Here is a 23,311-nt window from a genome sequence, read left to right on the forward strand (position 1 = left end):
CCGGGCGTAGGCGTCCTCGGCGTCCGGGACGCGCCAGGGGCGCGGGGCGACCCCGCCGAAGGCCACGCGGACCCGGTCGCCGTCCACGATGGCCGCCACCGACACCAGCGCGAACGCGTACGACGCGCGGTCCCGGACCTTGCGGTACAGGTGCGTGCCGCCCACCGGAGGGGGCAGGGTCACGCCGGTGATCAGCTCGCCGGGTTCCAGGGTGGTTTCGAGGTGCGGGGTGTCCTCCGGCAGGCGGTAGAACTCGTCCAGCGTCAGGGTGCGCGCCGCGCCGTCGGGTTTCAGGGTGGTCACCGTGGCGTCCAGCACGCGCAGCGCGACGGCCATGTCGGACGGATGCTGCGCGATGCAGGCGTCGCTCGTGCCGATCACGGCCAGCGTGCGGCTCAGGCCGCGCAGCGCCGCGCAGCCCGAGCCGGGATCGCGTTTGTTGCACGGCAGGTTCGTGTCGTAGAAGTACGGGCAGCGGGCGCGCTGCAGCAGGTTCCCGCCGGTCGAGGCCTTGTTGCGGATCTGCCCGGTCGCGCCCGCCATGATCGCGCGGGTCAGGACGCCGTAGTCGCTCCGCACGCGCGGGTGCGCGGCGAGATCGGTGTTCGTCACCAGAGCGCCCACGTGCAGGCCACCGTCCGGGGTGTCCGTCACGCCGCGCAGGTTCAGGCGGCTGACGTCCACCAGGCGGCTGGGCTGCTCGATGTCCAGTTTCATCAGGTCCAGCAGGTTCGTGCCGCCCGCGATGAACTTCGCGCCGATGGCCTCGGCGGCCTGCGCCGCGCCCTGCGGCGAGTCCGCGCGGGTGTACGAGAAGGCCCTCACGCGCCGTCACCGGCGGCGTGCACTTCGGTCACGGCCGCGATGATGTTCGGGTACGCGGCGCAGCGGCAGATGTTGCCACTCAGACGCTCGCGCAGTTCCTCGGCGCTGAACGTCACCGCGTTCAGGTCGGCGGTGACGTGGCTGGGCACGCCCCGCGCGATCTCGTCCAGCGTGCCCACCGAGGAGCACAGCTGCCCCGGCGTGCAGTACCCGCACTGGTAGCCGTCGTGCCGGATGAAGGCGTCCTGCAGCGGGTGCAGGTTATCGGGGGTGCCCAGGCCCTCGACGGTCGTCACGTCCTGACCGTCGTGCATGACCGCCAGGGACAGGCAGCTCAGGACCCGCTGGCCGTCCAGCAGGACCGTGCAGGCCCCGCACTGGCCGTGGTCGCAGCCCTTCTTCGTGCCGGTCAGGTGCAGGTGTTCACGCAGCGCGTCGAGCAGCGTCACGCGCGGGTCGAGGTTCAGGTCGTGCGCCTCCCCGTTCACGGTCAGCGTGACGGGCAGGCGCGGCAGATCGGCCCCGCCGGGGGCCTCGGGAGTGTGGGTCATGCGGATGAAACCTCCGGGAGAGGGGCGTCGGCCACCGCCACCGGCTGAAGGCCGGTCAGTCCACCGGACGTGGGCGGGCATGGGGCAGCGGAAGGCCTGTCCCCCTACCTTCCCTGATTTCCGCTGCGGCTGCCGCAGGACGGCGTTTACCTGGGCTTTATGCTCCGCCGGGCGCGGCCCGCCCCGCTCCCGTGCGCCGCAGGAAACGGGCCAGCAGCGTCACGCCCGCGAAGCACAGCCCGGCGGTCAGCCCGAACCACAGGCCGCGCGGTCCCAGCCCCAGCCCGAAGGCCAGCGCGGCGCCGCTGCCCAGACCCAGCGCCCAGTAGGCGATCAGCGAGATCAGCAGCGGCCAGCGGGTGTCCTGCAGGCCGCGCAGCGCGGCGTTCGCGGTGACCTGCAGGCCGTCGAAGGCCTGGAACAGCGTGGCGATCAGCAGCAGCGCCGAGGCGCCCGCCACGACCGCCGCGTTCGCCGGGTCGCGGACGTTCACGAACACGCCGATGACCCGTTCGGGCGTCAGGACGTACGTCACGCTCACGAGCAGCATCACCGCGATCGCCAGTCCCATGCCGAGCAGGCCCGCGCGGCGCGACAGCCGCAGTTGCCCCGCCCCGGCGTGCTGCGCCACCCGGATGCCCGTGGCGGTCGCCAGTCCCAGCGGCACCATGAACACCGCCGTGATGACCTGCAGGGCCACGTTGTGCGCCGCGAGCGCCTGCGGGCCGAAGCGGGCCATCAGCAGGCTGGTCACCGTGAACAGGCCCCCCTCGGCGCCCAGGGTCAGGCCGATCGGCCAGCCCAGGCGCAGCAGGGCGCGCAGTTCGCCCATCACCTCGGCGCGCGGCAGGGCCGGGCGGGGCAGGCGGCGCCGCGCCACCCACGCCAGCGTCAGCGCGCTGCCCCACGACGCCGCGACCGTCGCCAGCGCCGCGCCGCTCAGCCCCAGCGCAGGCAGCGCGCCCCACCCGTAGCTGAGGGCCGGGCTGAGCAGCCCCGCCACGCCCACGGCGCCCAGCGCGACCGCCGTGACCACGCGCGGCTGCCCGGTGCCCTCCAGCGCGCCGCGCAGCGCACTGAACGCCAGCGTGGCGGGCATGCCCAGCGCGTACAGGCGCAGGTACGTGCCCGCCAGTTCCCCGTCGATCCCGGCCGGGGCGCCGCGCGTGATCAGGTGCGCGGCGAGGAACGCGAGCGGCAGGAACAGCGCCGCGAGCAGCCCCGCGAGCCACAGGCCCCCCTGCGCCGCCCGCGCCACGCCGCGCGTGTCCCCGGCGCCGTGCGCGGCCGCCACGCGCGGCGCGACCGCGAGCATCACGCCGATCAGCACGATGAAGCCCAGGTAGTACGTGGCGCTGCCGTACGCGACGGCGGCCAGCGGCCCGGCGCCCAGGCGGCCGATCACGGCGGTGCTGATCAGCGCCAGGGCGTTCAGGCTGAACTGCGACACGATCACCGGCGCGGCGAGGCGCAGCAGCTGAGCGGTCTCGGCCCGCAGGCCCGGTGGGAAAGAGGTGGCGCTCACCGCGACACCATAGCCGCCGGGCCTGCGGGCGTGATCGGCTGCGCGGGACAGCGCCGCCCGCCAGACGGAATGAACAAACGTCCGTTAGGGAAGCGCGGTACAGTGGGCCATGACCCACAATCCAGACCGCGCGTTCCGCACGCGCGCCGTGCACGCCGGGCACGGCCTCGACCCCGCCACCGGGGCGCACGCCACGCCCATCTACGCGACCTCCACCTTCGGGTACGGCAGCGCCGAACGCGGCGCGCGTCTCTTCGCGGGCGAGGAACAGGGCTACTTCTACTCGCGCCTGACCAACCCCACCGTCCGCGCCTTCGAGCAGAAGGTCGCCAGCTTAGAAAACCTGCCCGACGCGGTCGCCTTCGCCAGCGGCATGGGCGCCGTGTCCGCCCTGTGCCTGACCCTGCTCAAGCCCGGTGACGAGGTGATCTTCGTCGCGCCGCTGTACGGCGGCACCACCGGCTTCCTGCACGAGGTCGCCGCGAAGTTCGGCGTGACCGTCCACGAGGCCCCCGACGAGGCCGGGGTGGAGACCCTGACCGGCCCCCGAACGCGCCTGATCTGGGTCGAGACGCCCACCAACCCCGCGCTCGGCATCGTGGACCTCGCGCGGATCGCCCGCGCCGCCCAGGCCTGCGGCGCCCTGAGCGTCGCGGACAACACCTTCAGCACGCCCGCCCTGACCCGCCCCGCCGAACACGGCATCGACCTCGTCATGCACAGCGCCACCAAGTACCTCGGCGGTCACGGGGACGCCATCGGCGGCGTCGTCGCAGGCCCGGCGGACCTGCTGGCCGAGCTGCGCGGCGTCGGCCTGCGGCACGTCGGCGCGTCGCTGGGCCCCTTCGAGGCGTACCTGTTCCTGCGCGGCATGAAGACCCTCCCGCTGCGCATGCACGCCCACTGCGAGGGCGCCGCTGCCCTGGCGCAGGCGCTGGACGGCCACCCCGCCCTGAAGGCCCTGCACTACCCCGGCCTGCGCAGCCACCCCGGCCACGCGGTCGCCGCGCGGCAGATGAGCGGCTTCGGCGGGCTGCTCAGCATCGACCTGGGCACCCAGGCCGCCGCCTACGCGTTCCTGAACCACCTGACGCTGTTCACGCAGGCCGTCAGCCTCGGCGACGTGGAAAGCCTCTCGTGCCACCCGGGCAGCACCACCCACCACCTCCTGGGCGAGGAAGCCCTGCGCCGCCAGGGCGTCACGCCCGGCCTCGTGCGCCTCAGCGTCGGGATCGAGGACCCCCGCGACCTCGTGGACGACGTCCTGGGCGCGCTGGAGCACGTCCGGGCCGGGCACCTCCAGCCCGGCTGAACCCAGCGAAGGAGGCGGCCCGGACGATCGCACCGGGCCGCCTCTGTGCTGGATTCAGCTCAGGTGCCGCATCGTCAGCGTCCGCAACTGCCCCAGGATGCCCTGCACCTCACCCGGACTCGGGGCTTCCACGTACAGCCGCACCACGGGTTCCGTCCCGGACGCGCGCACCATCCCGTACCCCCCGTCGAACGCCAGCTTCACGCCGTCGAGCGTGATCACGTCCTGCACCGCGTGCGCGCCCAGCCGCGCGGTGTTCGCCACGTCGTCCATCAGCGCCGCGCGGTTCACCGGGCCCGGCAGGTGCAGGTCCACGCGGTCGTAGTGATGCCGGAAGTCCAGCAGCGCCTCGATCTGCCGGAACTGCTCGTCCAGCCCCAGCCCCGTCGCCGCGACCGTCTCCTGCAGCAGCAGGCCGTTCAGCAGCCCGTCCCGCTCGGGCACGTGCCCCTGCACGCCGATCCCGCCGGACTCCTCCCCGCCGATCAGCACCTGCCGCGCCGGGTCCGCCTCGCCCTCCAGGAAATGATCGGTGATGTACTTGAAGCCCACCGGGGTCTGCACGACCTCCAGCCCGTGATGCCGCGCCAGCCGCTCGATGATGCCGCTCGTGGAGACCGTCCGCACCACCCGCCCCCGCAGGCCCCGCCGCGCGAGGTGATGGAGCAGCACCGCGAAGATCTGATGACTGTTGAAGAACGCCCCGCCCGCCAGCACCGCCCCGATACGGTCCGCGTCGCCGTCCGTGACCATCGTGAACGCCGGACCCGACACGCCCCGCATAGCCTGCGCGGTCGCCTCCAGATTCGACGGGATCGGCTCGGGGTTCACGCCGCCGAACAGCGGGTCCGGCGCCTGCCGCAGCCCGTGGAACGGCACGCCCAGGTGCTCCCGCGTGAACTGCTCGATCCAGCCGCCGGCCGCGCCGTGCATCGCGTCGTGGTACACCGGCAGGCCCGACGCGCGGATCGCGCCCGTGTCCACCAGCCCCGCCAGGGCCGACAGGTACGCCTCCCGCGCACTCCCGTCCGACAGCGCGCCCCCGGCACCCACGGTCAGCGGCGCGTCGATGCGCGACTCCACCTCCTGCACCAGCGCCGGCGTGGCGCTCCCCCCGTACGGCCCCTTGAGCTTGTACCCCTGGTACTGCCCCGGGTTGTGACTCGCGGTGATCATCACGCCCCCGGCGTGCCCACCCGCCCGCGTCGCGTGCGACAGCGCCGGGGTGGGCGTCGGCCCGCCCAGCAGCGTCACGTCCAGGCCTGCGTCCGCCAGGGTCCGCGCCGCCGCGCCCGCGAACGCCCCGCCCAGGAAGCGCGTGTCGTGCGCCACCACCGCGCTGCGCCCACCACCCGCCAGAAGTGCCGCCGCGTGCGCCTGCGCCACCCGCCGCACGTTCGCGAAGGTGAACTCGTCCGCGATCACGCCGCGCCAGCCGTCCGTGCCGAAAGAGAGCTTCATGCCGCCCAGCGTACCCTCCCGGACTGCCCATCAAGAATTCATGTGCCCTCAGGTGACTTCCCTGTCAGGTATCCGGGCGCATAAGGTAGACCATGAGCTTCTACCCTGTGATCCTGGCCGGCGGCAGCGGTGAACGGTTCTGGCCCCTGTCCCGCAAGAGCAAACCCAAACAGTTCCTGACGTTGGAAAGCAGCGGCCGCAGCCTGCTGCAGACCACCGCCGAACGCCTGACCGCCGGGCAGGGTGGCCTGGAACGCCTGATGATCGTCACCGCCAACGAGCACCGCGGGCACGTCCTGGAACACCTCCCGGACCTGCCGCTGGAGAACCTGCTCGTGGAACCCATTCCGCGCGACACCGCCGCTGCGATCCTGTACGGCGCGCTCACCGTGCACCGCGACGATCCGGACGCCGTCATGGGCGTGTTCCCCGCCGACCACCGCGTGGACGACCCGGACGCCTTCAATGCCGTCCTGAACCGCGCCGTCGAGTACGCCCGCACCCACGACGCCCTGGTCACGCTGGGCATGACCCCCTCGTACCCCGCCACCGGCTACGGCTACATCGAACAGGGCGACGAGGACGCGGGCAGCGGCGTGTACCGCGTGCAGCGCTTCACCGAGAAACCCGACGCGGACCTCGCGCGGGACTTCCTGAGCACCGGACGGTACCTGTGGAACTCCGGGATGTTCATCTGGCGGGTCGAGGTGATCCTCAGGGCCTTCGAGACCCTGGTGCCCGAACTGTACGGCCCGATGCTCGACGCGTCCAGGCAGCGCGGCGGCCTGCGGCAGGTCTACCCGACCCTCCCGAAGATCAGCGTGGACTACGCCATCCTGGAACGCGCCCGGAACGTCGCCGTGATCCCCGCCAGTTTCGGCTGGGACGACCTGGGGGACTGGAACGCCCTGGAACGCCTGCTGAAGGGCGACGGCGGGAACGTCGCCGTGGGCCGCCACGTCAGCCTGGACACCGGCGGCGCGATCATGTACACCACGGGCGGCGAGGACCTGATCGCCACCATCGGCCTGGAAGACGTGGTCGTGGTGCGCGCCGGGGACGTCACGCTGGTCGTCCGCAAGGACCGCACGCAGGACATCAAGAAGGTCGTCGCGCAGCTCAAGGACAACCCGGAACTCGCCCGCTTCGCCTGAACCGGACTCCGCAGAACCCGTACAAGAACTCGACGCTGCACCCTGCGGGCGCTACTGGACCTCCGGTGGCGCCCACACGACTGTACCGACAGTGAGGTCAGGCGCTGCCAGGAGGGGATGCCTTCAGCGGCCCAACGCCGGCCGACAGGCTGCCGGGCGTGCCCGCCGGCGTCCCGGTCCACGACGGGGACACGTCCACGCGGTTCTTGCCGCTGCGCTTGGCGCGGTACAGCGCCTGATCGGCGCGGGCGAAGGCGTCCCGGAACGGTTCCCCGGCGGCCCAGTGCGTGCCGCCCAGGCTCAGCGTGACGCGCTGCCCCGCGAGCTCCGTGGCGGCCACGGCGGCGCGCAGCGTCTCGCCCAGCGCGGCGGCGTCCTCCAGGCCGCCGGGGCTCAGGAGGACGAATTCCTCGCCGCCCCAGCGGGCCAGGACGCTGCCGGGCGGCAGGTGTTCCTGCACGGTGCGGGCCAGCTGGCGCAGCACGTCGTCGCCCACCGCGTGCCCGTGCGTGTCGTTCACGAGCTTGAAGTCGTCCGCGTCGAGCACCAGGAGGTTCTGCCCCGCGCGGGTCTGATCCTCGAACCCGCGGCGGTTGAGCAGTCCGGTCAGCGGGTCGTGCGTGGCGAGGTACTCGAGCAGGTGCGCGCGTTCCACCACCTGACCGAGCGTCTGGCGCATGACCACGCCCACCGCCAGCAGCGCGAACATGCCGAGGTTCACCCACTGCGTCAGGGCCCGCGTGCCCGGCGGGGCGCCGCTGAGCAGGTTCACCTCCAGCCGGTACGCGCCGAGCAGGACGACCGCCAGGGGCAGCGACCACGCGGGCGGCAGGACCAGCAGCAGGCCCGTCACGATGAACAGCAGCACGCTGCCGAGCAGGTCCGCGTCCAGCGGCGAGCCGGGGTTCAGGGCGTACCCGGTCAGGAAGTGCACGCCGCTGAGCAGCAGCAGCCCCGCGAAGATCCGCTCGGCGTGCGGGAGCCGCCGCGTGTCCCGCCACACCAGCACCGTCAGCGCGCCGCCGCTGAGCATCACCGCGCCGTGCGTGAGGGCCAGTCCGGTCGCGCCGGACCGGATCAGGTGCAGCAGCAGCAGCGTCAGGCCCGGCGCGGCCAGCAGCAGCGCCAGCAGGTACCCGCGCAGCTTAACCCGCGTCACCTCGGCCGGGGGGCCAGCGGTGCGGGGCGGCGGGGGCAGTGCGGGCAGCGGTCTGGTCATGAGGCGGGGCTCGTGCCCCCATGCTGGCCCGTCGCCTCTGACGGGAACCTTTCCTTCACGGTGCACCCGGGGCAGGTGATACGGATTCCGTTTGTTTCGCCAACAATCCGGAACTTCACCGGATCGCCGGCTCCACGTCCGGAACCCGTTTCTTTCCTACTCGCATCCGCTCGGATTGAATGGGCTGTAAAGCCCGTTCAATCGGAGTCCGTATGAGAGGCCTTGCCCCCACCAGGGCACCCGGTGGGGTCAGTGGGCGGCGGCGCCCCGGCGCGGGATCAGGTGCACGATCCCCGCGACGATCAGGCCCACGATCAGACCCACGACGGCGCTGACGAGCGTATCGACCAACCACGTGACCAGACCGCCCAGGGCCGGGATGGCCTCGGCCGCGCCGTGGGACAGGTCGTGCAGCAGATCCTCCGGCGCGTGCCAGCCGAAGTCCGCGAGGCCCGCGATGATGATGTGTCCGCCCACCCACAGCATGGCGGCGGTGCCGATGACGCCCAGGGCGCCCAGGATGATGGGCATGCCCTTGACGAGCCCGCGGCCGATGGCGCGGCCCGTTCCGGTGCGGGCCTGGGCGAGGCGCAGGCCGATGTCGTCCATCTTCACGATCAGGGCGACCACGCCGTACACGAGCGCGGTGATGAGCAGCGCCACGACGATCAGGATGAGCGCCCGCTCGAAGAGCGGTTCGCTGGCGACCTCGCCCAGCGAGATGGCCATGATCTCGGCCGAGAGGATGAAGTCGGTGCGGATCGCGCCGCTGATCATCTGTTTCTCGTGCTCGGCGCTGCTCAGCCGGGCCTCGGTGGCGGCCGCCTCTTCGTGTCCGCCGCGGACGGCCTCGATGAGTTTCTCGGCGCCCTCGAAGCACAGGTACGCGCCGCCGAGCATCAGGATGGGCGGCATCGCCTGCGGCAGGAACTCGCTCAGCAGCAGCGCGACCGGGAGGATGAACACGACCTTGTTGCGCAGCGAACCGCGCGCGATACGCCAGATGATCGGCAGTTCGCGGTCCGGGGTGAAGCCGGTCACGTAGCGGGGCGTGACGGCGGTGTCGTCCACGACCACCCCGACGGCCTTCACGCTGGCCTTCGCGGCGGCGGCGCCGATGTCGTCGATGGACGCGGCGGCGAGGCGGGCGATCGCGGCCACATCGTCGAGCAGCGCGACAAGGCCGCCGCTCATGGGCGGGCTCCGGCATTGGGGGTGAGGTGCAGCATTCCCGCCCAGCGTAGCAGGGGCGCGCCCCCGGACACCGCAGGATCAAGACTTCGTAGGGACGCCGCCCAGACAGGTGTGGGCTCATCCTCCCGGCGGCCCGGACGATTCTGCCCGCACGTGCCGACCTGCATGCCCGGCTGTGGCCTGCCCAGACACGTCCGCTGACAGGGGCGCGGGGCGGGGTGTATCCTGCAGGCATCGGACAATCAGGCTGTCGTTCTGCATGGATAACCGTCAGCCCGCCCCCCAGTTCGCACGTCAGGCGTCAACCATGCGCGGTGTCCTCCATCCGGAGGTGCGGCGCAATGTCTGGTGGGTTCAACGGGAGGGAAAGCGGTGATGGTGGAACTGAAGATCAACGGAACGGTGCGGCAGTTGACCAGCGCGGCGCACACGACGCTGCTGGGCGCGCTGCGCGCCGAGGGGCTGACGGGCTGCAAGGAAGGCTGCGCCGAGGGTGAGTGCGGGGCGTGCGCGGTGCTCGTGGCCCGCGCGGACGGTGCGGGCGTGCGCTGGGAGAGCGTGAACGCCTGTCTGGCGCTGCTGCCTGCGCTGGACGGCGCGGAGGTCGTGACGAGCGAGGGGCTGGGCACGCCCGGCGCGCTGCATCCCGCGCAGGAGGAACTGGCGGTGCGGGGCGGGTCACAGTGCGGGTACTGCACGCCGGGCTTCGTGGTGAGCCTCGCGGCGGAGTACCTGCGGCCCGAGCGCACGCCGGGTGAGCACGGCGAGGCGAACGGCTTCGACGTGCACTCGCTGAGCGGGAACCTGTGCCGCTGCACCGGGTACCGCCCGATCGTGGACGCGGCCCGCGCCCTGGGCACGCCGGGAGAGGGTGACCCGCTGGCGGCGCGGCGGTCACAGCCCGCTCCCCGTCCGCGGGCCACGCGGCTGGACGCCCCGGACGGGACCTTCCACCGCCCGGCCACGCTGGCCGAGGCGCTGGACCTGCTCGCGGCGCACCCGGACGCGCGCGTGCTGGCGGGCGGGACGGACTGGGGCGTGGACGTGAACCTGCGCCGCGCCCGCGCGGCCGTCACCGTCGCCGTGGACGCCCTGCCGGACCTCCGCGCCTTCGAGACCGCTGGGGACGTGATCCGCCTGGGTGCGGCCCTGACCCTCAGTGACCTGGAACGCCGCCTGGGGAACCGCGTGCCGCTGTTGCAGGCGTGGTTTCCGCAGTTCGCGTCGCGCCTGATCCGCAACTCCGCCACGCTGGGCGGGAACCTGGGGACCGCCTCGCCCATCGGGGACAGCCCGCCGGTGCTGCTGGCGCTGGACGCGGACCTGGAACTCGTCGGGCCGGGCGGCGTGCGCGTCGTGCCGCTGCGCGACTACTTCACCGGGTACCGCCAGACGGTACGCACGCCGGGCGAACTGATCCAGGCGGTGCGGATTCCCACGCCGCTGGCGCCCGTGACGGCGTTCCACAAGATCGCCAAGCGCCGCTTCGACGACATCTCCAGCGTGGCGGTCGGCTACGCGCTGCGCGTGGAGGGTGGCGTGGTCACGCAGGCCCGTATCGGGCTGGGCGGGGTGGCCGCCACGCCCCTGCGGGCGTACGAGGCCGAGGCCGCGCTGGAGGGACAGCCCTGGACGGCGGACACCGCCCGCCGCGCCGCCCGCATCCTGGGCGGCACCGGCACACCGCTGAGTGACCACCGCGCCAGCGCCGGGTACCGCGCGGCGATGCTGGAGCAGAGCCTGCTGAAAGTTCACTGGGAGACCCGGGCGGAGGTGACGGCGTGAGCGGCCACGAGGTTCCCCCTGGCGCCGCCGTGGGGCGGGCGCTGGCGCACGAGAGCGCGGCCCTGCACGTGACCGGGCAGGCGCTGTACACCGACGACCTGGGCGTGCGGCTCTCAGGGTTGCTGCACGCCTGGCCGGTCGGGTCGCCGCACGCGCACGCGCGGGTGCTGAGCGTGGACGTCTCGCCTGCGTTGAGCGTGCCGGGCGTCGCGCGGGTCCTGACGCGCGCGGACGTGCCCGGCGTGAACGACGCGGGCGTCAAGGGCGACGAGCCCCTCTTCCCGGAGGAGGTGATGTTCGTCGGGCACGCCGTGTGCTGGGTCCTGGCCGACAGCGAGGACGCCGCCCGGCAGGGCGCCGCCGCCGTGCAGGTCACGTACGAGCCGCTGCCGTCGCTGATCTCGCTGCGGGAGGCGATGGACGCGTCCTCCTTCCAGGGGGCGCAGTCCACCCTGCGGCGCGGGGACGTGACCGTGGGCTTCGCGCAGGCCGCGCACGTCTTCGAGGGCGAGTTCGAACTGGGCGGGCAGGAGCACTTCTACCTGGAGACGCACGCTTCGCTGGCGCACGTGGACGAATCGGGGCAGGTGTTCATCCAGTGCAGCACCCAGCATCCCAGCGAGACGCAGGACATCACGGCGCACGTGCTGGGCCTGGACGCGAACGAGGTGACGGTGCAGTGCCTGCGCATGGGCGGCGGCTTCGGCGGGAAGGAGATGCAGCCGCACGGCTTCGCGGCGATCGCGGCGCTGGGCGCGGTCCTCACCGGGCGGCCCGTGCGTCTGCGGCTGAACCGCACCCTAGACCTGACCATGACCGGCAAACGGCACCCCTTCCACGCCACCTGGAAGGCAGGCTTCGACGCGGACGGGCGCTTCACGGCGCTGCAGGTCCAGCTGACCAGTGACGGCGGCTGGAGCCTGGACCTGTCCGAGCCGGTCATGGCGCGGGCGCTGTGCCACGTGGACAACGCGTACTTCATCCCGCACGTCGAGGCGCGCGGGCGGATCGCGCGGACGAACAAGACCTCCCAGACGGCCTTCCGGGGATTCGGCGGACCGCAGGGCATGCTGGTCGTCGAGGACCTGCTGGGCCGCGTCGCGCCGCTGCTGGGCCTGGACCCGCACGAACTGCGGCAGCGGAACTTCTACCGCCCGGGCGAGTGCACGCCGTACGGGCAGCCCGTCCGGCACGCCGAGCGCCTGGAGACGATCTGGACCGAACTGCTCGCCAGCAGCGACTTCCACGCCCGCAGCGATCAGGTGGCGGCCTTCAACGCCGCGAATGAACACGTCAAGCGCGGCCTGGCGGTCACGCCGGTGAAGTTCGGGATTTCGTTCAACTTCACGGCGTACAACCAGGCGGGCGCCCTGGTGCACGTGTACAAGGACGGCTCGGTGCTCGTGAACCACGGCGGGACCGAGATGGGCCAGGGCCTGCACACGAAGATGCTGCAGGTGGCCGCGACCGCGCTGGGCGTGCCGCTCGCCTCGGTGCGGCTCGCGCCGACGCGGACCGACAAGGTCCCGAACACCAGCGCCACGGCGGCCAGCAGCGGCGCGGACCTGAACGGCGGCGCGGTGAAGGACGCCTGCGACCAGATCCGCGCGCGTCTCGCCGAGGTCGCCGCCGGGCGACTGTCCGTGCACCCGGACGACGTGCGCTTCGAGGACGGCCGGGTCTTCCCGCTCGGTCACCCGGAGCGCGGCTTTCCCTTCCGGGAACTCGTGCACGACGCGTACCACCGCCGCACGCAGCTGTGGGCGGCGGGCTTCTACCGCACGCCGGGCCTGCACTGGGACCGCGAGGCGATGCAGGGCGAACCCTTCAAGTACTTCAGTTACGGCGCGAGCGTCACCGAGGTGGAACTCGACGGCTTCACCGGCGCGTACCGCGTCCTGCGGGCCGACCTGCTGCACGACGTGGGGGACAGCCTCTCCCCGCTGATCGACCTGGGGCAGGTCGAGGGCGGGTACCTGCAGGGCCTGGGCTGGCTGACCCTGGAGGAACTCCGGTGGGACGAGTCCACCGGAGCGGGACGGGGACGCTTGCTCACGCAGGCGGCCAGCACGTATAAATTGCCTTCGCTCTCGGAGCTGCCCGCGGACTTCCGCGCTTCTCTCCTGCGGCAGGCCACCGAGACCGGCGTGGTGTACGGCAGCAAGGCAGTCGGGGAACCCCCGCTGATGCTGGCGATCTCCGCACGTGAGGCCATCCGCGCCGCGTGCGCCGCCTTCGGCCCGCCCGGCACCCCCACCCCCCTCGCGTCCCCGGCCACGCCGGAGGCCGCGTTCTGGGCGCTGCACGCCGCCCGCACCCCCTCAACACCCGACGCGCCCCGCGCGACCGAAGGAGACCCGACATGACCGAAGCTGCCCTGCTCATCACGGCCCCCCTGCCCGCCAGCGCCCTGAGCGCCGCCGACCTCCAGTTCCTGCACGCCGACCTGCCCGTGGACGGCCCGCGCTTCCTGGAAGACGAGCAGTGGGACGCGGACGCGCTGGCGCTGCTGGAATGGGACGCCGAACTGCCCCTGAGCCCGCAGGACCTGCTGCCGCTGGAATGGACCCGCACGCCCTGAGTCCGGGTGCGGGCGGCCCGGCGTGGCTGACGGCCCTCACGCGGCTCTCCGCGCGCGGGGAGGCGGCCGTGCTCGTGACCGTCAGCGCCGCGCGCGGGCATACGCCCCGCGAGGCGGGCGCGCGGATGGTCGTCAGCCTCGGCGGCACCTGGGGCAGTGTGGGCGGCGGGAACCTGGAGGCGACCGCCACGGAACGCGCCCGCGCCCTGATCCGCGCGCAGGCCCAGGCGCCCGAGACCCTGACGCTGCGCCTGACTGACCGCGCCGCGAACGAGCACGGGCGGCAGTGCTGCGGCGGCGAGGTCACGCTGCACCTCGATCCCGTCCTGCACGCGCGGGCGCAGGTGGCGGTGTTCGGCGCCGGGCACGTGGGCCTGGAACTCGCGCGGCTGCTCGCGCGGCACCCGGTGGGGCTGCACCTGATCGACTCGCGCGCCGCGCAGCTCACCCCCGAGCGCCTGCTGCCCCTGCAGGACGCCGAGGCGCACGTCACCGCGCACCATGCGCCCATCCCGGAACTCGTGCTGGAGGACCTCCCGCCCGGCACGCACGTCCTGATCCTCACGCACGACCACGCCGAGGACGCCGCGATCCTCGACGCCGCGCTGCGCCGCCCCGGCCCCGGCTTCCTGGGCCTGATCGGGTCGAGCGCCAAGTGGACCCGCTTCCAGGCGCAACTGCGCGACCTGGGCCACACCCCCGAGGCCCTGGCGCGCGTGACCTCCCCGATCGGCCTGCCCGAACTGAACGCCGGCCCCCACCGCAAGCACCCGGCGGTGATCGCCCTGAGCGTCGCTGCACAGCTCCTCCCTTATCTCATCCAGACGCCGGACCTGACCCCGGCCCCCGAAAGGACCCCATGACCACGCTGTACCGCGCCACCTTCCTGCACACCCCCGAAAACCCCTTCACGCACGCGGACGCGCTGCGCGCCGAATCCGACGGCGGCCTGCTCGTCGAAGGCGGCGTGCTCCGCGCCCGCGGCGCCTTCGCGGACCTGCGCGCCGCGCACCCGGACGCGCCCGTCACTGACCTGCGCGGCGGGCTGCTGCTGCCGGGTTTCATCGACACGCACGTGCACCTGCCGCAGGTGCGCGTCATCGGCGGGCTGGGTCTGCCGCTGCTGGACTGGCTGGACCAGTGCGCGCTGCCCGAGGAGGCCCGCATGGCCGACGTCGCCTACGCGCGCGGCGTCGCGCGGGACTTCACGCGCGGCCTGCTCGGCGCGGGCACGACCACCGCGCTCGTGTTCGGGTCGCACTTCGCCGGGGCGGTGGACGCCTTCTTCGAGGAGGCCGCCCAGACCGGGCTGCGCGCCGTGGCGGGCCTGGTCGTCAGCGACCGCCTGCTGCGGGACGAACTGCACACCACCCCGGAGCGCGCCTACGCCGAGGGGAAGGCCCTGATCGAACGCTGGCACGGCGTGGGCCGCGCGCACTACGCGGTGACGCCCCGCTTCAGCCTCTCGGCGTCCGAGGGCATCCTCGACGCCTGCGCCGCCCTGATGCGCGAGCACCCCGGCGTGCGCTTCACCAGCCACATCAACGAGAACACCCGCGAGATCGAGGTCGTCCGTGAGCTGTTCCCCGGCGCGCGCGACTACCTGGACACCTACGAACGCGCCGGGCTGATCGGCCGCCACAGCGTCCTGGCGCACAACGTGCACCCCAGCGACCGCGAACTGGGCGTCATGGCCGCCGCGCGCTGCACGGCCGCGCACTGCCCGTGCAGCAACTCCGCGCTCGGCAGCGGCTTCTTCCCGCTGCGCCGCCACCTCGACGCGGGCGTCCACGTGGCCCTGGGCAGTGACGTGGGCGGCGGCACCGGCTTCAGCCTCCTCAAGGAGGGCCTGCAGGCGCACTTCATGCAGAACCTCATGCCGGGCGGCGTGCCCCTGAGCCCCGCGCACCTGCTGTACCTCGCCACGAAGGCGGGCGCCGAGGCGCTGGACCTGCCCGAGGTCGGCGCGTTCGAGCCGGGCCAGCAGTTCGACGCCGTGCACCTCGCGCCGGCGCCCGGCACGCCGCTGGACGCCGTGTTCCGCCACGCCGCCAGCCCCGAGCGGGCCCTGGCCGCCGCGTTCGCCACCGGCACGCCCGGCGACGTCGCGCAGGTCTGGATCGGCGGGGACGTGGCGCACACCCGCGCCTGATACGGGATTCAAGTGATTCCAGATCATTCGGAGTCGCCCGGTGGCCCCCTCACCCTTCCGTCGCTTCGCTCCTCCCTCCCTCTCCCACAGGGGGAGAGGGGACAACGGAAGGCAATCACGTTGGAAGCAAGTCAATTTCATCCCGTATGACCCGCAGCGACCGGCGGCCCGGAGGGAACGCCCCCGGGCCGCCGTGACGTGAGCCTTGCCCTGCGGTTCAGGCAGGCGTGCCCGCTGCGGGAAGGACCGTGAGGTCACGCAGCTCGAACCCGGCCGTGACGCGCAGCAGCGCGGCGTCCAGGGGCCGCAGCGTGAGGGTGCCGCGCGCCTCTGCGCTCACGGCGTCGGTCGCGTGCGCGACCTGCACGGTCACGTCCTGCGCCCCGAAGTGGATCAGGTGCAGCAGACGCCCGTCCGCGGTGTCGCTGAGGGTCACGTCCAGCCCGTCCGGCAGGTCGGCGGTCGCCACACCAGCGCCGTACAGGGCGCCGCGCAGCAGGTCCGTCAGGGCCGCCGCGTCGGGCCGGGTGGAGAGGTAGTACGCGTGGCCCTGCCCGAAGGCGTGGCGGGTCACGGCGGGCTGCCCGGCGATGAAGTCCGCCTCGTAGGTGGCGAGGACCTCGGCGCCGTCGGCGTGCAGCACCTCGGTCCACTCGGTGACCGGGGTGACGCGGCCGTCGGCCCAGCGGACCTCACGCGTTTCAGCGGTCTGGAGGGGTGCCCATTCCTCCACCCAGGCGCCCAGCACGTCCTGCAGCAGCCCAGGGTACCCGCCGGGCACGACGTGATCGTCGCCGTCCACGACGCCGCTGTACGGCCCCATGACCAGCGTCCCGCCGCCCTGCACGAACGCGCGGATGCCCTGCGCCGCGACCGGCGTCAGGAGGTACTGCTGCGGGAGGGTCACGGCGCGGTAGCCGCTCAGGTCGGCTTCCGGGTGCACGAAGTCCACGTTCACGCCCAGGGACCGCAGCGCCGCGTACCACGCGCCCACCACGGGCAGCAGCGGCGTCACGGCGGGCTGGCTGGCCTGCGACAGCGCCCACCAGGAGTGCCAGTCGAACATCACCGCCACGTCGGCCTTCACGCGCGCGCCGCGCAGGACGTCCAGTCCTTTCAGCTCCTGCCCGAGGTCACGCGCCTCGCGCCACACCCGCGAGCGTTCGGGCGGGACGTGGCCGACCAGGGCGCTGTGGTACTTCTCGGCGCCTGCCACGGACTGCCGCCACTGGAAGAACTGGATGCCGTCCGCGCCGCGCGCCAGGGCCTGCAGGCTCAGGGCGCGCATCAGGCCCGGTCGTTTGGGCGCGTTGCGGTCGCGCCAGTTCACGGCGCTCGTCGCCTGCTCCATCAGCAGCCAGCGCTGCCCGCCGCGCAGCGAGCGCGTCAGGTCGAACACCATGCCCGCCTCCAGGTGCGGGGCGGCGCCCGCCGGGTCGGGGTAGACGTCCACGGCGGCGACGTCCTCCTCCTGCGCCCAGCGGAAGTAGTCCAGGCCCGGCAGGAAGCCCAGGAAGTTCGTGGTCACGGGAATGTCCGGGGTCAGGGCGCGCAGCACCTCGACCTCCGCGCGGTGCAACTCCAGGATGTTGTCGCTGGAGAAGCGCCGCCAGTCGAGGCCCTGGCTGGGGTTCGGGAAGCTGGGCGCGCGGCGGGGCGGCTGCACCTCGGCCCAGTCGCCGTAGCGCTGCGACCAGAAGGCGGTGCCCCAGGCGCGGTTGAGCTCATCCAGCGAGCCGTAGCGGGCGCGGAGCCAGAACCGGAATCGCTCGGCACACTGAGCGCAGTAGCACTGGTCGATGTGGCAGCCGTACTCGTTGTTCACGTGCCACAGCCGCAGCGCCGGGTGCGTGCCGTAGCGCTCGGCGACCGCGCGGGCCAGCCGGACGCTCAGCGCGCGGTAGTGCGGGTCGCTCGGGCAGTACAGCTGCCGCGCGCCGACCTCCAGCCGCACGCCGTCCACGGTGACCGGGCGCGAGTCCGGGTACGCCAGGGACAGCCACGGTGGGGGAGAGGCGGTCGCCGTGGCGAGGTTCACCCGCACGCCCCCCTCGTGCAGCAGGTCCATGATCTCGTCCAGCCAGCCGAACTCGAACTCCCCCTCGCGCGGTTCGAGCTGCGCCCAGGAGAAGATGCCCAGCGACACGAGGTTCACCCCGGCCTCCCCCATCAGGCGGACGTCGTCACGCCAGACCTCGCGCGGCCACTGCTCGGGGTTGTAATCGGCGCCGTACGCGAGCGCGCCCAGATCGAAGTGGGGCATCTCAGTCCTTGACCGCGCCGCCCGCGATGCCCGCCACGAAGTGCCGCTGCAACGCGAGGAAGACCATCAGGAACGGCACGGTGGCGATCGCGGTCCCGACCATGATCCCGCCCCACGACACGCGCGTCAGGCCCACCAGAGTGCCCAGCGCGACCGGCATGGTGTAACTGTCCTTCTGCGTCAGCACGATCAGCGGCCACAGGTAGTCGTTCCAGCTCGCCAGGAACAGCAGGATCGCCAGCGCGGCCAGTGCGGGCCGCACGACCGGCAGGGCGATCTGCCAGAAGATGCGCGGTTCGCTCGCGCCGTCGATGCGCGCAGCGGCCAGCAGGTCGTCCGGGACCGTCTGGAACGCCTGACGCATGTAGAAGATCCCGATGGTGTTCGCCAGGGTCGGCAGGATCACCGCCCAGTAGGTGTTGCTCATCTTCAGGTCACGGGCGACCAGGATGAACTGCGGGATGATCGTCACGAACGTCGGGATGGTCAGCGTCGCCAGGATCAACCCGAACAGGAGGTTGCGGCCCGGGAAGGTGTACTTCGCGAACGCGAAGCCCGCCAGACTGGTCAGCAGCATGCTCAGCAGCGTGTACGCCACCGAGATCACGGTGCTGTTCCCCAGCGCCCGCAGGAAGTTCGTGTCGGCCTGCAGCCCGTCGAAGTTCTCCTTGAACGCCCCGCCGAACCACAGGGGCGGGTTGGGGCTGAAGATCGCGGTTTCCGGGTGGGTGGAGAACACCAGCATGATCCACAGCGGCGCGAGGAACAGCAGCGCCAGCGGAATCAGCGCGAGGTGCAGCCACGCGGCGCTCACGCGGTCACGGGCGGCCTTGCCGCGCATGGGACGCGCGGCGGCGGGTTTGACGGCGGTCATGAGTCCCTCCCGAACAGGCGCAGCTGCGCGAAGCTGAACACGGCGGCCAGCGCGGCCACGGCGTACGCGATGGCGCTGGCGTACCCGAAGTTGAACGACCGGAAGCCCTGCTGGTACAGGTACGTGCCCAGCGTCATGGTGGCGTTGCCGGGGCCGCTGTTGGTGATCAGCGCGGGTTCGGTGAACAGTTGCAGCGTGCCGATCACGCTGAGCACCACGCAGAACAGCAGCGTGGGCCGCAGCAGCGGCAGGGTCATCTTCCAGAACTGCTGCCAGGGGGTCGCGCCGTCGATGGCGGCCGCCTCGTACACGTCCTCGGGAATGCCCTGCAGGCCCGCGAGCAGGATGATCGCGTTGTACCCGGTCCAGCGCCACGTCATCGCCAGGATGATCACGGCCATGGCCGGTCCCGGCTGGTTCAGCCAGTCCACCTCGGGCAGCCCGACGCCGGCCAGGGCGCGGTTCACGATGCCGAACTCGCCGTTGAACAGCAGGCGGAACACCGCCGAGTACGCCACGGTCCCCACGACCAGCGGCGCGAAGAACGCGAAGCGGAACAGCCCACGCGCGCGCAGCAGGCGACTGTTCAGCGCGACGGCCAGCATGGTCGCCAGGGACAGCATCAGCGGCACCTGGATCACCAGGATGATCACGGTGTTCTTCAGGGCGGTGCGGAAGAACTCGTCGGTCAGCAGGCGCTGCCAGTTGCTCAGGCCGTACCCGGCCGCCGCGCCCAGGCGGGAATCCTTGAAGCTCATCAGGAAGGAACTCACGATCGGCCACGCCCAGAACGTCGCGAAGATCAGCAGGTACGGCAGGATGAACAGGTACGGGGCCAGCGGTACGCGGGCTCGGCGTCTGGGTGGTGCAGGGGGGGGCACGGTCGTCATGTGGTCCTCATATGGACTCCGATCGATTGGCTGACATAGCCGTTCAATCCGAGCAGAGCGAGAAGGAGAGAAACGGGTTCCGGACGTGGAGTGGACGGATCGGTGGTGTTCCGATCTGTCAACGAAACAAACGGAATCCGGATCACTGAACAGGTGATGGGCCGGAACCCGCGCCATGAATGGCTGCGCGCGTCCGGCCCTGGAAGCTGCAAGTTGAGTGGTGCGGGCGGCGCGTTACCGGGCCGCCGCCCGCACGGGGCTTACTTCGCGACCGGCAGGCCGGTGGCGGCGCTGATCTTCTTCGCGGCGTCGTTCAGGGCTTCCTGGGCGGTCTTGTACTTGCCCTTGATGTAGTCGGCCTGCACGACGATCATGACCTGACGGGCGTCCTGGAAGTACTGGGTGCCGCGCGCGGCGGGCACGTCGCCCAGCGTGTCGAGGATGGTCTTCCAGACGGCCTGGTTGCCCCAGTACGGCTGCTTCTGGCTGACGTAGGCGTCCTTGCTGGCGGTCAGGAGGCTGGGGACCAGACCCTGGCTCTTGAGCATGGTGACCTGACCGTTGGTGGTGGCCAGGGCGTTTTCCATGAAGGCGTACGCGGCGGCCTGGTTCTTGCTGCTGCTGGGGATGGCCAGGGCCGAGCCGCCCAGGTTGCTGGCGCGCACGCCGCCGGGCTTGCTGGCGGGCATGGGGTACACGCCCCACTTGCCCTTCTGGTCCGCGGCGTTCGTGCGGATGGTGCCCTCGTACCACGCGCCGAACATGGCGCTCGCGAGGCGGTTGGCCTTGAAGGCCGTGATCTGGCCGCCCCAGTCGCTGGTCATGACGACGTCGTTGGCGAACAGCTTCTTGACGGTGTCCAGCGCCTGCACGCAGCCGCTCTTGGCGATGGTGATCTGCGTGGCGTTGTTGTCGAAGTAGAAGCAGCCGTTCTGGTTGGCGAGCATGCGGAACCACTCGTCGTCCTGGCCGTTGCCGATGGCGCCCATCTTGACCTTGCCGCCGAACTTGGCGTTGACCTTCTTGCCCGCGGCGATGAAGTCATCCCAGGTCTTGATGCTGTTGGCGTTCACGCCCGCCTGCTGGTACAGGTCGCGGCGGTAGAAGATCACGACGGGGCCGGAATCCCAGGGCATCGCGTAGCGTTTGTTGCCGACCATCAGTTCGGTCCACTTGAAGGCGGGGAAGCTCTTGGCGTACTTGTTCGCGCCCAGGGTGTTCAGGTCGGTGAAGCAGTCGGGGAAGCGCGCCCAGAACACTTCGGCCTCGTTGTTCTCGATGGAGTACACGTCGGGCATGTCGGCGCCGCCCGCCGCGCAGCCGGCCAGACCGCGGTCGTAGACGTTCTGGTTGCCCAGGTCCACGACGTTGACCTTCACGTTGGGGTACTTCTTGTTGAAGCTGGGGATGGTGCTTTCCAGCGCCTTGGCGGCGGCGTCCCAGGACCAGACGGTCACGGTGCCCGAGAGGCTCTGGGCGGAGGTGGTGCCCGCGAGGGCGAGGGCGGTCAGCAGTGCGAGTTTCTTCATGGCGTCTCCTGTGTGGGACGGGGAGTGAGGAACCGTGGGGTTCACGCGAAGGCCGAAAGGGCAGTAACCGGTTTCTGAATGATGGTGGTGGACAGCGTGCAGGTCGTGAAGAAATTGATCAGGTGCGTCGGTCTGCACCGGTGTCCGTCAGGACGGGTTTACTTGAGGTACATCCGGAGCATACATTTGGGTAACCGGTTTCGCAAGGGGGGAACACCATCCGCAAGAAAGCCCCGACCATCTACGACATCGCCCAGCGGGCCCAGGTGTCCGTCGCCACCGTCTCCCGCGTTCTCAACGGCCACAACACCGTCAACGAGACCCTGCGCGAACGCGTCGAACAGGCCATGCGCGAACTGCGCTTCCGCCCCAACCGCATCGCCCAGACCCTCTACCACCACCGCTCCCGCACCATCGGGTGCATCCTCCCCGACATCGGCAACCCCTTCTTCAGCCAGCTCTTCCTGCAGCTCGAGATCGGCGCCTTCGAACGCGGCTACACCATGATCCTCGGCAACACCGTCAGCACCCGCGACATGGAACGCACCTACCTGCACGCCCTCACCGAACGGCAGGTCGACGGGCTGCTGTACCTCGGCGGACTCGCCAACGACCCCGACCCCGACCCCGACGACCTGCGCACCCTGCACGACATCGCCGAACGCCTCCCCATCGTCGCGGTCAACGGCGACGTGCCCGGCGCCCCCCTGGCCTCCAGCGTCCGCTCCGACGAGATCGGCGGCACCCGCACCCTCCTGGAACTGCTTCACCGCCACGGGCACACCCGCGTCGCGTTCCTCGGCGGCCAGATGGACGTCACCACCAGCGTCGAGAAACTCGACCTGTACCGCCAGCACCACCCGGACGCACCCAACCACTGGATCCAGCTGACCGGACTGACCATCGACGCCGGACGCACCGCCATGAACGCCCTGCTCGCCGCCGGACCCCCACCTACCGCCTGCCTGTGCGTGAACGACCTCGTCGCCGCCGGCGCCCTGGCCGCCGCGCACGAACGCGGCCTGACCGTCCCCGGCGACCTCTCCATCGTCGGCTTCGACGACATCTTCGTCGCGCAGGTCGTCACCCCACCCCTGACCAGCGTCAACCACAACTACCCCGAAGTCGCCCGCCAGGCCCTCGACGCCCTGCTCGACGCCATCGAAGGGCAGAAACCCGAACGGCACATCAGCGTCGCCACCCAGCTCATCGAACGCGACTCCGTGGGCGACCTGCTCGTCAGCCTCTGACCCTGGTGTCCGGGGAGGCGGCGCAAACCCTCCGTCTCCCTGGACTGCGTGCGGAGCGTCGGTCCTCCGCGCTCTGGAAGGGGGCTCAGCCGGGCAGCAGGAACAGGCCCAGCGCGCCGGTCTGCGTGTCGCCGTCGTGGAAGGGGCGAAAGTACCGGCGCGTCAGGGTGTCCAGTTCGGCTCGCAACTGCGTGGTTTCGTCCGGCGTGAGTTTCAGCGGCACCCAGCGCGTCACGGTCTGTGCGGCGGCGAACACCTCCGCGTAGGTGTCCGCCACGCTCAGGCCCGGCAGGACCGGATCGACCTGCAACACCCCGTGATCGAAGAAGAAGCGCAGGTGCAGGTCGTGTTCCGGCAGGTCCAGCCGCGTGAAGCTGTGGTTCAGGTTCGCGCGCATCGTCCGGTCCAGCCGCTCGTGCAGGTACGCCGCGAAGGACGGGTACGGCGAGTCCCGGAACGGCACGTCGACCGTCGTGTGGGCCGGGGCGTAGCGGCGGACGCTGCGGCCCGCGCGGCGCTGGGCACCCGCGACGATCAGCAGGTCCGCCGCCAGCAGGCGCTGCACGCGGCGGTACGTGGTGTTGGGTTTCGTTCCGGTCAGGTCCGCCAGTTCGGTCACGCTGCGCGGGCGCTCGTGACAGCGGGCCAGCAGAGCGCAGTGCTGGGGATCGAACAGCAGTTCGGCGCGGTTCACGCCAGCATGATCTCAGGTCTTGCCGATCACGTTGGAACGCGGGAGCGTCGAG

General features: G+C 71.6%; 19 protein-coding genes. 8 read left to right on the plus strand and 11 right to left on the minus strand.

From position 1 onward, the window contains the following. The 3 genes from EXW95_RS00005 to EXW95_RS00015 form a co-directional block, all read right to left on the minus strand. The coding region (locus tag EXW95_RS00005; protein ID WP_174365789.1) for a xanthine dehydrogenase family protein subunit M at positions 1 to 825 on the minus strand (825 nt) is incomplete at its 3' end. Continuing rightward, complete coding sequence (locus EXW95_RS00010) at positions 822 to 1,376, minus strand: 2Fe-2S iron-sulfur cluster-binding protein (RefSeq protein WP_174365790.1); 555 nt, start codon at positions 1,374 to 1,376, stop codon at positions 822 to 824. The genes EXW95_RS00005 and EXW95_RS00010, both read right to left, overlap by 4 nt. 157 nt (positions 1,377 to 1,533) lie before the next feature. Continuing rightward, positions 1,534 to 2,901, minus strand: a complete 1,368-nt coding sequence (locus EXW95_RS00015; protein ID WP_371809838.1) for an MATE family efflux transporter — start codon at positions 2,899 to 2,901, stop codon at positions 1,534 to 1,536. 109 nt (positions 2,902 to 3,010) lie between these two features. Here EXW95_RS00015 and EXW95_RS00020 point away from each other — a divergent pair, with 109 nt between their 5' ends. Beyond that, on the plus strand, positions 3,011 to 4,213 hold the full coding sequence (locus tag EXW95_RS00020) for a PLP-dependent aspartate aminotransferase family protein (protein WP_174365791.1): 1,203 nt from the start codon (positions 3,011 to 3,013) through the stop codon (positions 4,211 to 4,213). 54 nt (positions 4,214 to 4,267) lie between these two features. Here the strand turns inward: EXW95_RS00020 and EXW95_RS00025 are convergent, their stop codons facing one another. Beyond that, positions 4,268 to 5,674 (minus strand): phosphoglucomutase/phosphomannomutase family protein, encoded by a 1,407-nt coding sequence (locus EXW95_RS00025; protein WP_174365792.1) that lies wholly within the window; start codon positions 5,672 to 5,674, stop codon positions 4,268 to 4,270. 92 nt (positions 5,675 to 5,766) lie between these two features. Here EXW95_RS00025 and EXW95_RS00030 point away from each other — a divergent pair, with 92 nt between their 5' ends. Further along, the gene (locus tag EXW95_RS00030) at positions 5,767 to 6,828 is read left to right on the plus strand and encodes a mannose-1-phosphate guanylyltransferase (protein ID WP_174365793.1); all 1,062 of its coding nucleotides are present in this window, start codon (positions 5,767 to 5,769) and stop codon (positions 6,826 to 6,828) included. 97 nt (positions 6,829 to 6,925) lie between these two features. On the opposite strand, the gene EXW95_RS00035 is transcribed toward EXW95_RS00030, so the two are convergent. Together EXW95_RS00035 and EXW95_RS00040 are read right to left on the minus strand one after the other, a co-directional pair. After that, positions 6,926 to 8,047 (minus strand): GGDEF domain-containing protein, encoded by a 1,122-nt coding sequence (locus tag EXW95_RS00035; RefSeq protein WP_174365794.1) that lies wholly within the window; start codon positions 8,045 to 8,047, stop codon positions 6,926 to 6,928. Between the two features lie 249 nt (positions 8,048 to 8,296). Further along, on the minus strand, positions 8,297 to 9,241 hold the full coding sequence (locus EXW95_RS00040; protein WP_174365795.1) for a DUF808 domain-containing protein: 945 nt from the start codon (positions 9,239 to 9,241) through the stop codon (positions 8,297 to 8,299). 375 nt (positions 9,242 to 9,616) lie between these two features. Here EXW95_RS00040 and EXW95_RS00045 point away from each other — a divergent pair, with 375 nt between their 5' ends. The 5 genes from EXW95_RS00045 to guaD are packed head-to-tail and all read left to right on the plus strand — an operon-like array spanning position 9,617 to position 15,759. Next, a complete protein-coding gene (locus EXW95_RS00045; RefSeq protein ID WP_174366013.1) occupies positions 9,617 to 11,026 on the plus strand; it encodes a xanthine dehydrogenase small subunit in 1,410 nt (469 codons plus the stop codon). Next, complete coding sequence (xdhB, locus tag EXW95_RS00050) at positions 11,023 to 13,392, plus strand: xanthine dehydrogenase molybdopterin binding subunit (protein WP_174365796.1); 2,370 nt, start codon at positions 11,023 to 11,025, stop codon at positions 13,390 to 13,392. Before EXW95_RS00045 ends, xdhB begins: the two co-directional genes overlap by 4 nt. Continuing rightward, positions 13,389 to 13,607: a hypothetical protein gene (locus EXW95_RS00055; protein WP_058979112.1), complete on the plus strand. Its 219-nt coding sequence runs from the start codon at positions 13,389 to 13,391 to the stop codon at positions 13,605 to 13,607. The genes xdhB and EXW95_RS00055 overlap by 4 nt, the downstream gene beginning before the upstream one ends. Next, on the plus strand, positions 13,589 to 14,470 hold the full coding sequence (gene xdhC / locus EXW95_RS00060) for a xanthine dehydrogenase accessory protein XdhC (RefSeq protein ID WP_174365797.1): 882 nt from the start codon (positions 13,589 to 13,591) through the stop codon (positions 14,468 to 14,470). The genes EXW95_RS00055 and xdhC overlap by 19 nt, the downstream gene beginning before the upstream one ends. After that, entirely contained in the window at positions 14,467 to 15,759 is a 1,293-nt protein-coding gene (gene guaD, locus EXW95_RS00065) for a guanine deaminase (RefSeq protein ID WP_174365798.1), read from the plus strand. The genes xdhC and guaD overlap by 4 nt, the downstream gene beginning before the upstream one ends. 217 nt (positions 15,760 to 15,976) lie before the next feature. On the opposite strand, the gene EXW95_RS00070 is transcribed toward guaD, so the two are convergent. The 4 genes from EXW95_RS00070 to EXW95_RS00085 all read right to left on the minus strand — a co-directional run bounded on the left by EXW95_RS00070 (position 15,977) and on the right by EXW95_RS00085 (position 21,315). Next, positions 15,977 to 18,022, minus strand: coding sequence for a beta-galactosidase (locus EXW95_RS00070; protein WP_174365799.1), 2,046 nt, complete (start codon positions 18,020 to 18,022; stop codon positions 15,977 to 15,979). A gap of 1 nt (position 18,023) precedes the next feature. Further along, on the minus strand, positions 18,024 to 18,896 hold the full coding sequence (locus EXW95_RS00075) for a carbohydrate ABC transporter permease (protein ID WP_254605360.1): 873 nt from the start codon (positions 18,894 to 18,896) through the stop codon (positions 18,024 to 18,026). Further along, positions 18,893 to 19,786, minus strand: a complete 894-nt coding sequence (locus EXW95_RS00080; protein WP_174365800.1) for a carbohydrate ABC transporter permease — start codon at positions 19,784 to 19,786, stop codon at positions 18,893 to 18,895. Before EXW95_RS00080 ends, EXW95_RS00075 begins: the two co-directional genes overlap by 4 nt. 260 nt (positions 19,787 to 20,046) lie before the next feature. Beyond that, positions 20,047 to 21,315, minus strand: a complete 1,269-nt coding sequence (locus tag EXW95_RS00085; protein WP_174365801.1) for a sugar ABC transporter substrate-binding protein — start codon at positions 21,313 to 21,315, stop codon at positions 20,047 to 20,049. A 248-nt stretch (positions 21,316 to 21,563) separates the two neighbouring features. Here EXW95_RS00085 and EXW95_RS00090 point away from each other — a divergent pair, with 248 nt between their 5' ends. Next, positions 21,564 to 22,565, plus strand: a complete 1,002-nt coding sequence (locus EXW95_RS00090) for a LacI family DNA-binding transcriptional regulator (RefSeq protein ID WP_371809870.1) — start codon at positions 21,564 to 21,566, stop codon at positions 22,563 to 22,565. Between the two features lie 85 nt (positions 22,566 to 22,650). Here EXW95_RS00090 and EXW95_RS00095 read toward each other — a convergent pair whose 3' ends face one another. Next, a complete protein-coding gene (locus EXW95_RS00095; RefSeq protein ID WP_174365803.1) occupies positions 22,651 to 23,259 on the minus strand; it encodes a winged helix-turn-helix domain-containing protein in 609 nt (202 codons plus the stop codon). Positions 23,260 to 23,311 lie beyond the last annotated feature (52 nt).

It is taken from the genome of Deinococcus sp. JMULE3, from assembly GCF_013337115.1.
Lineage (GTDB): Bacteria > Deinococcota > Deinococci > Deinococcales > Deinococcaceae > Deinococcus.

Excerpts from the sequence above, each read along its gene's own strand:
- EXW95_RS00045 (WP_174366013.1), top strand. The coding sequence starts at position 9,617 with ATGGTGGAACTGAAGATCAACGGAACGGTGCGGCAGTTGACCAGCGCG.
- xdhC (WP_174365797.1), top strand. The coding sequence starts at position 13,589 with ATGGACCCGCACGCCCTGAGTCCGGGTGCGGGCGGCCCGGCGTGGCTG.
- EXW95_RS00070 (WP_174365799.1), bottom strand. The coding sequence starts at position 18,022 with ATGCCCCACTTCGATCTGGGCGCGCTCGCGTACGGCGCCGATTACAAC.
- EXW95_RS00030 (WP_174365793.1), top strand. The coding sequence starts at position 5,767 with ATGAGCTTCTACCCTGTGATCCTGGCCGGCGGCAGCGGTGAACGGTTC.
- EXW95_RS00035 (WP_174365794.1), bottom strand. The coding sequence starts at position 8,047 with ATGACCAGACCGCTGCCCGCACTGCCCCCGCCGCCCCGCACCGCTGGC.
- EXW95_RS00075 (WP_254605360.1), bottom strand. The coding sequence starts at position 18,896 with ATGACCGCCGTCAAACCCGCCGCCGCGCGTCCCATGCGCGGCAAGGCC.
- guaD (WP_174365798.1), top strand. The coding sequence starts at position 14,467 with ATGACCACGCTGTACCGCGCCACCTTCCTGCACACCCCCGAAAACCCC.
- EXW95_RS00040 (WP_174365795.1), bottom strand. The coding sequence starts at position 9,241 with ATGAGCGGCGGCCTTGTCGCGCTGCTCGACGATGTGGCCGCGATCGCC.
- EXW95_RS00085 (WP_174365801.1), bottom strand. The coding sequence starts at position 21,315 with ATGAAGAAACTCGCACTGCTGACCGCCCTCGCCCTCGCGGGCACCACC.
- EXW95_RS00020 (WP_174365791.1), top strand. The coding sequence starts at position 3,011 with ATGACCCACAATCCAGACCGCGCGTTCCGCACGCGCGCCGTGCACGCC.
- EXW95_RS00025 (WP_174365792.1), bottom strand. The coding sequence starts at position 5,674 with ATGAAGCTCTCTTTCGGCACGGACGGCTGGCGCGGCGTGATCGCGGAC.
- EXW95_RS00010 (WP_174365790.1), bottom strand. The coding sequence starts at position 1,376 with ATGACCCACACTCCCGAGGCCCCCGGCGGGGCCGATCTGCCGCGCCTG.
- EXW95_RS00055 (WP_058979112.1), top strand. The coding sequence starts at position 13,389 with ATGACCGAAGCTGCCCTGCTCATCACGGCCCCCCTGCCCGCCAGCGCC.
- EXW95_RS00080 (WP_174365800.1), bottom strand. The coding sequence starts at position 19,786 with ATGACGACCGTGCCCCCCCCTGCACCACCCAGACGCCGAGCCCGCGTA.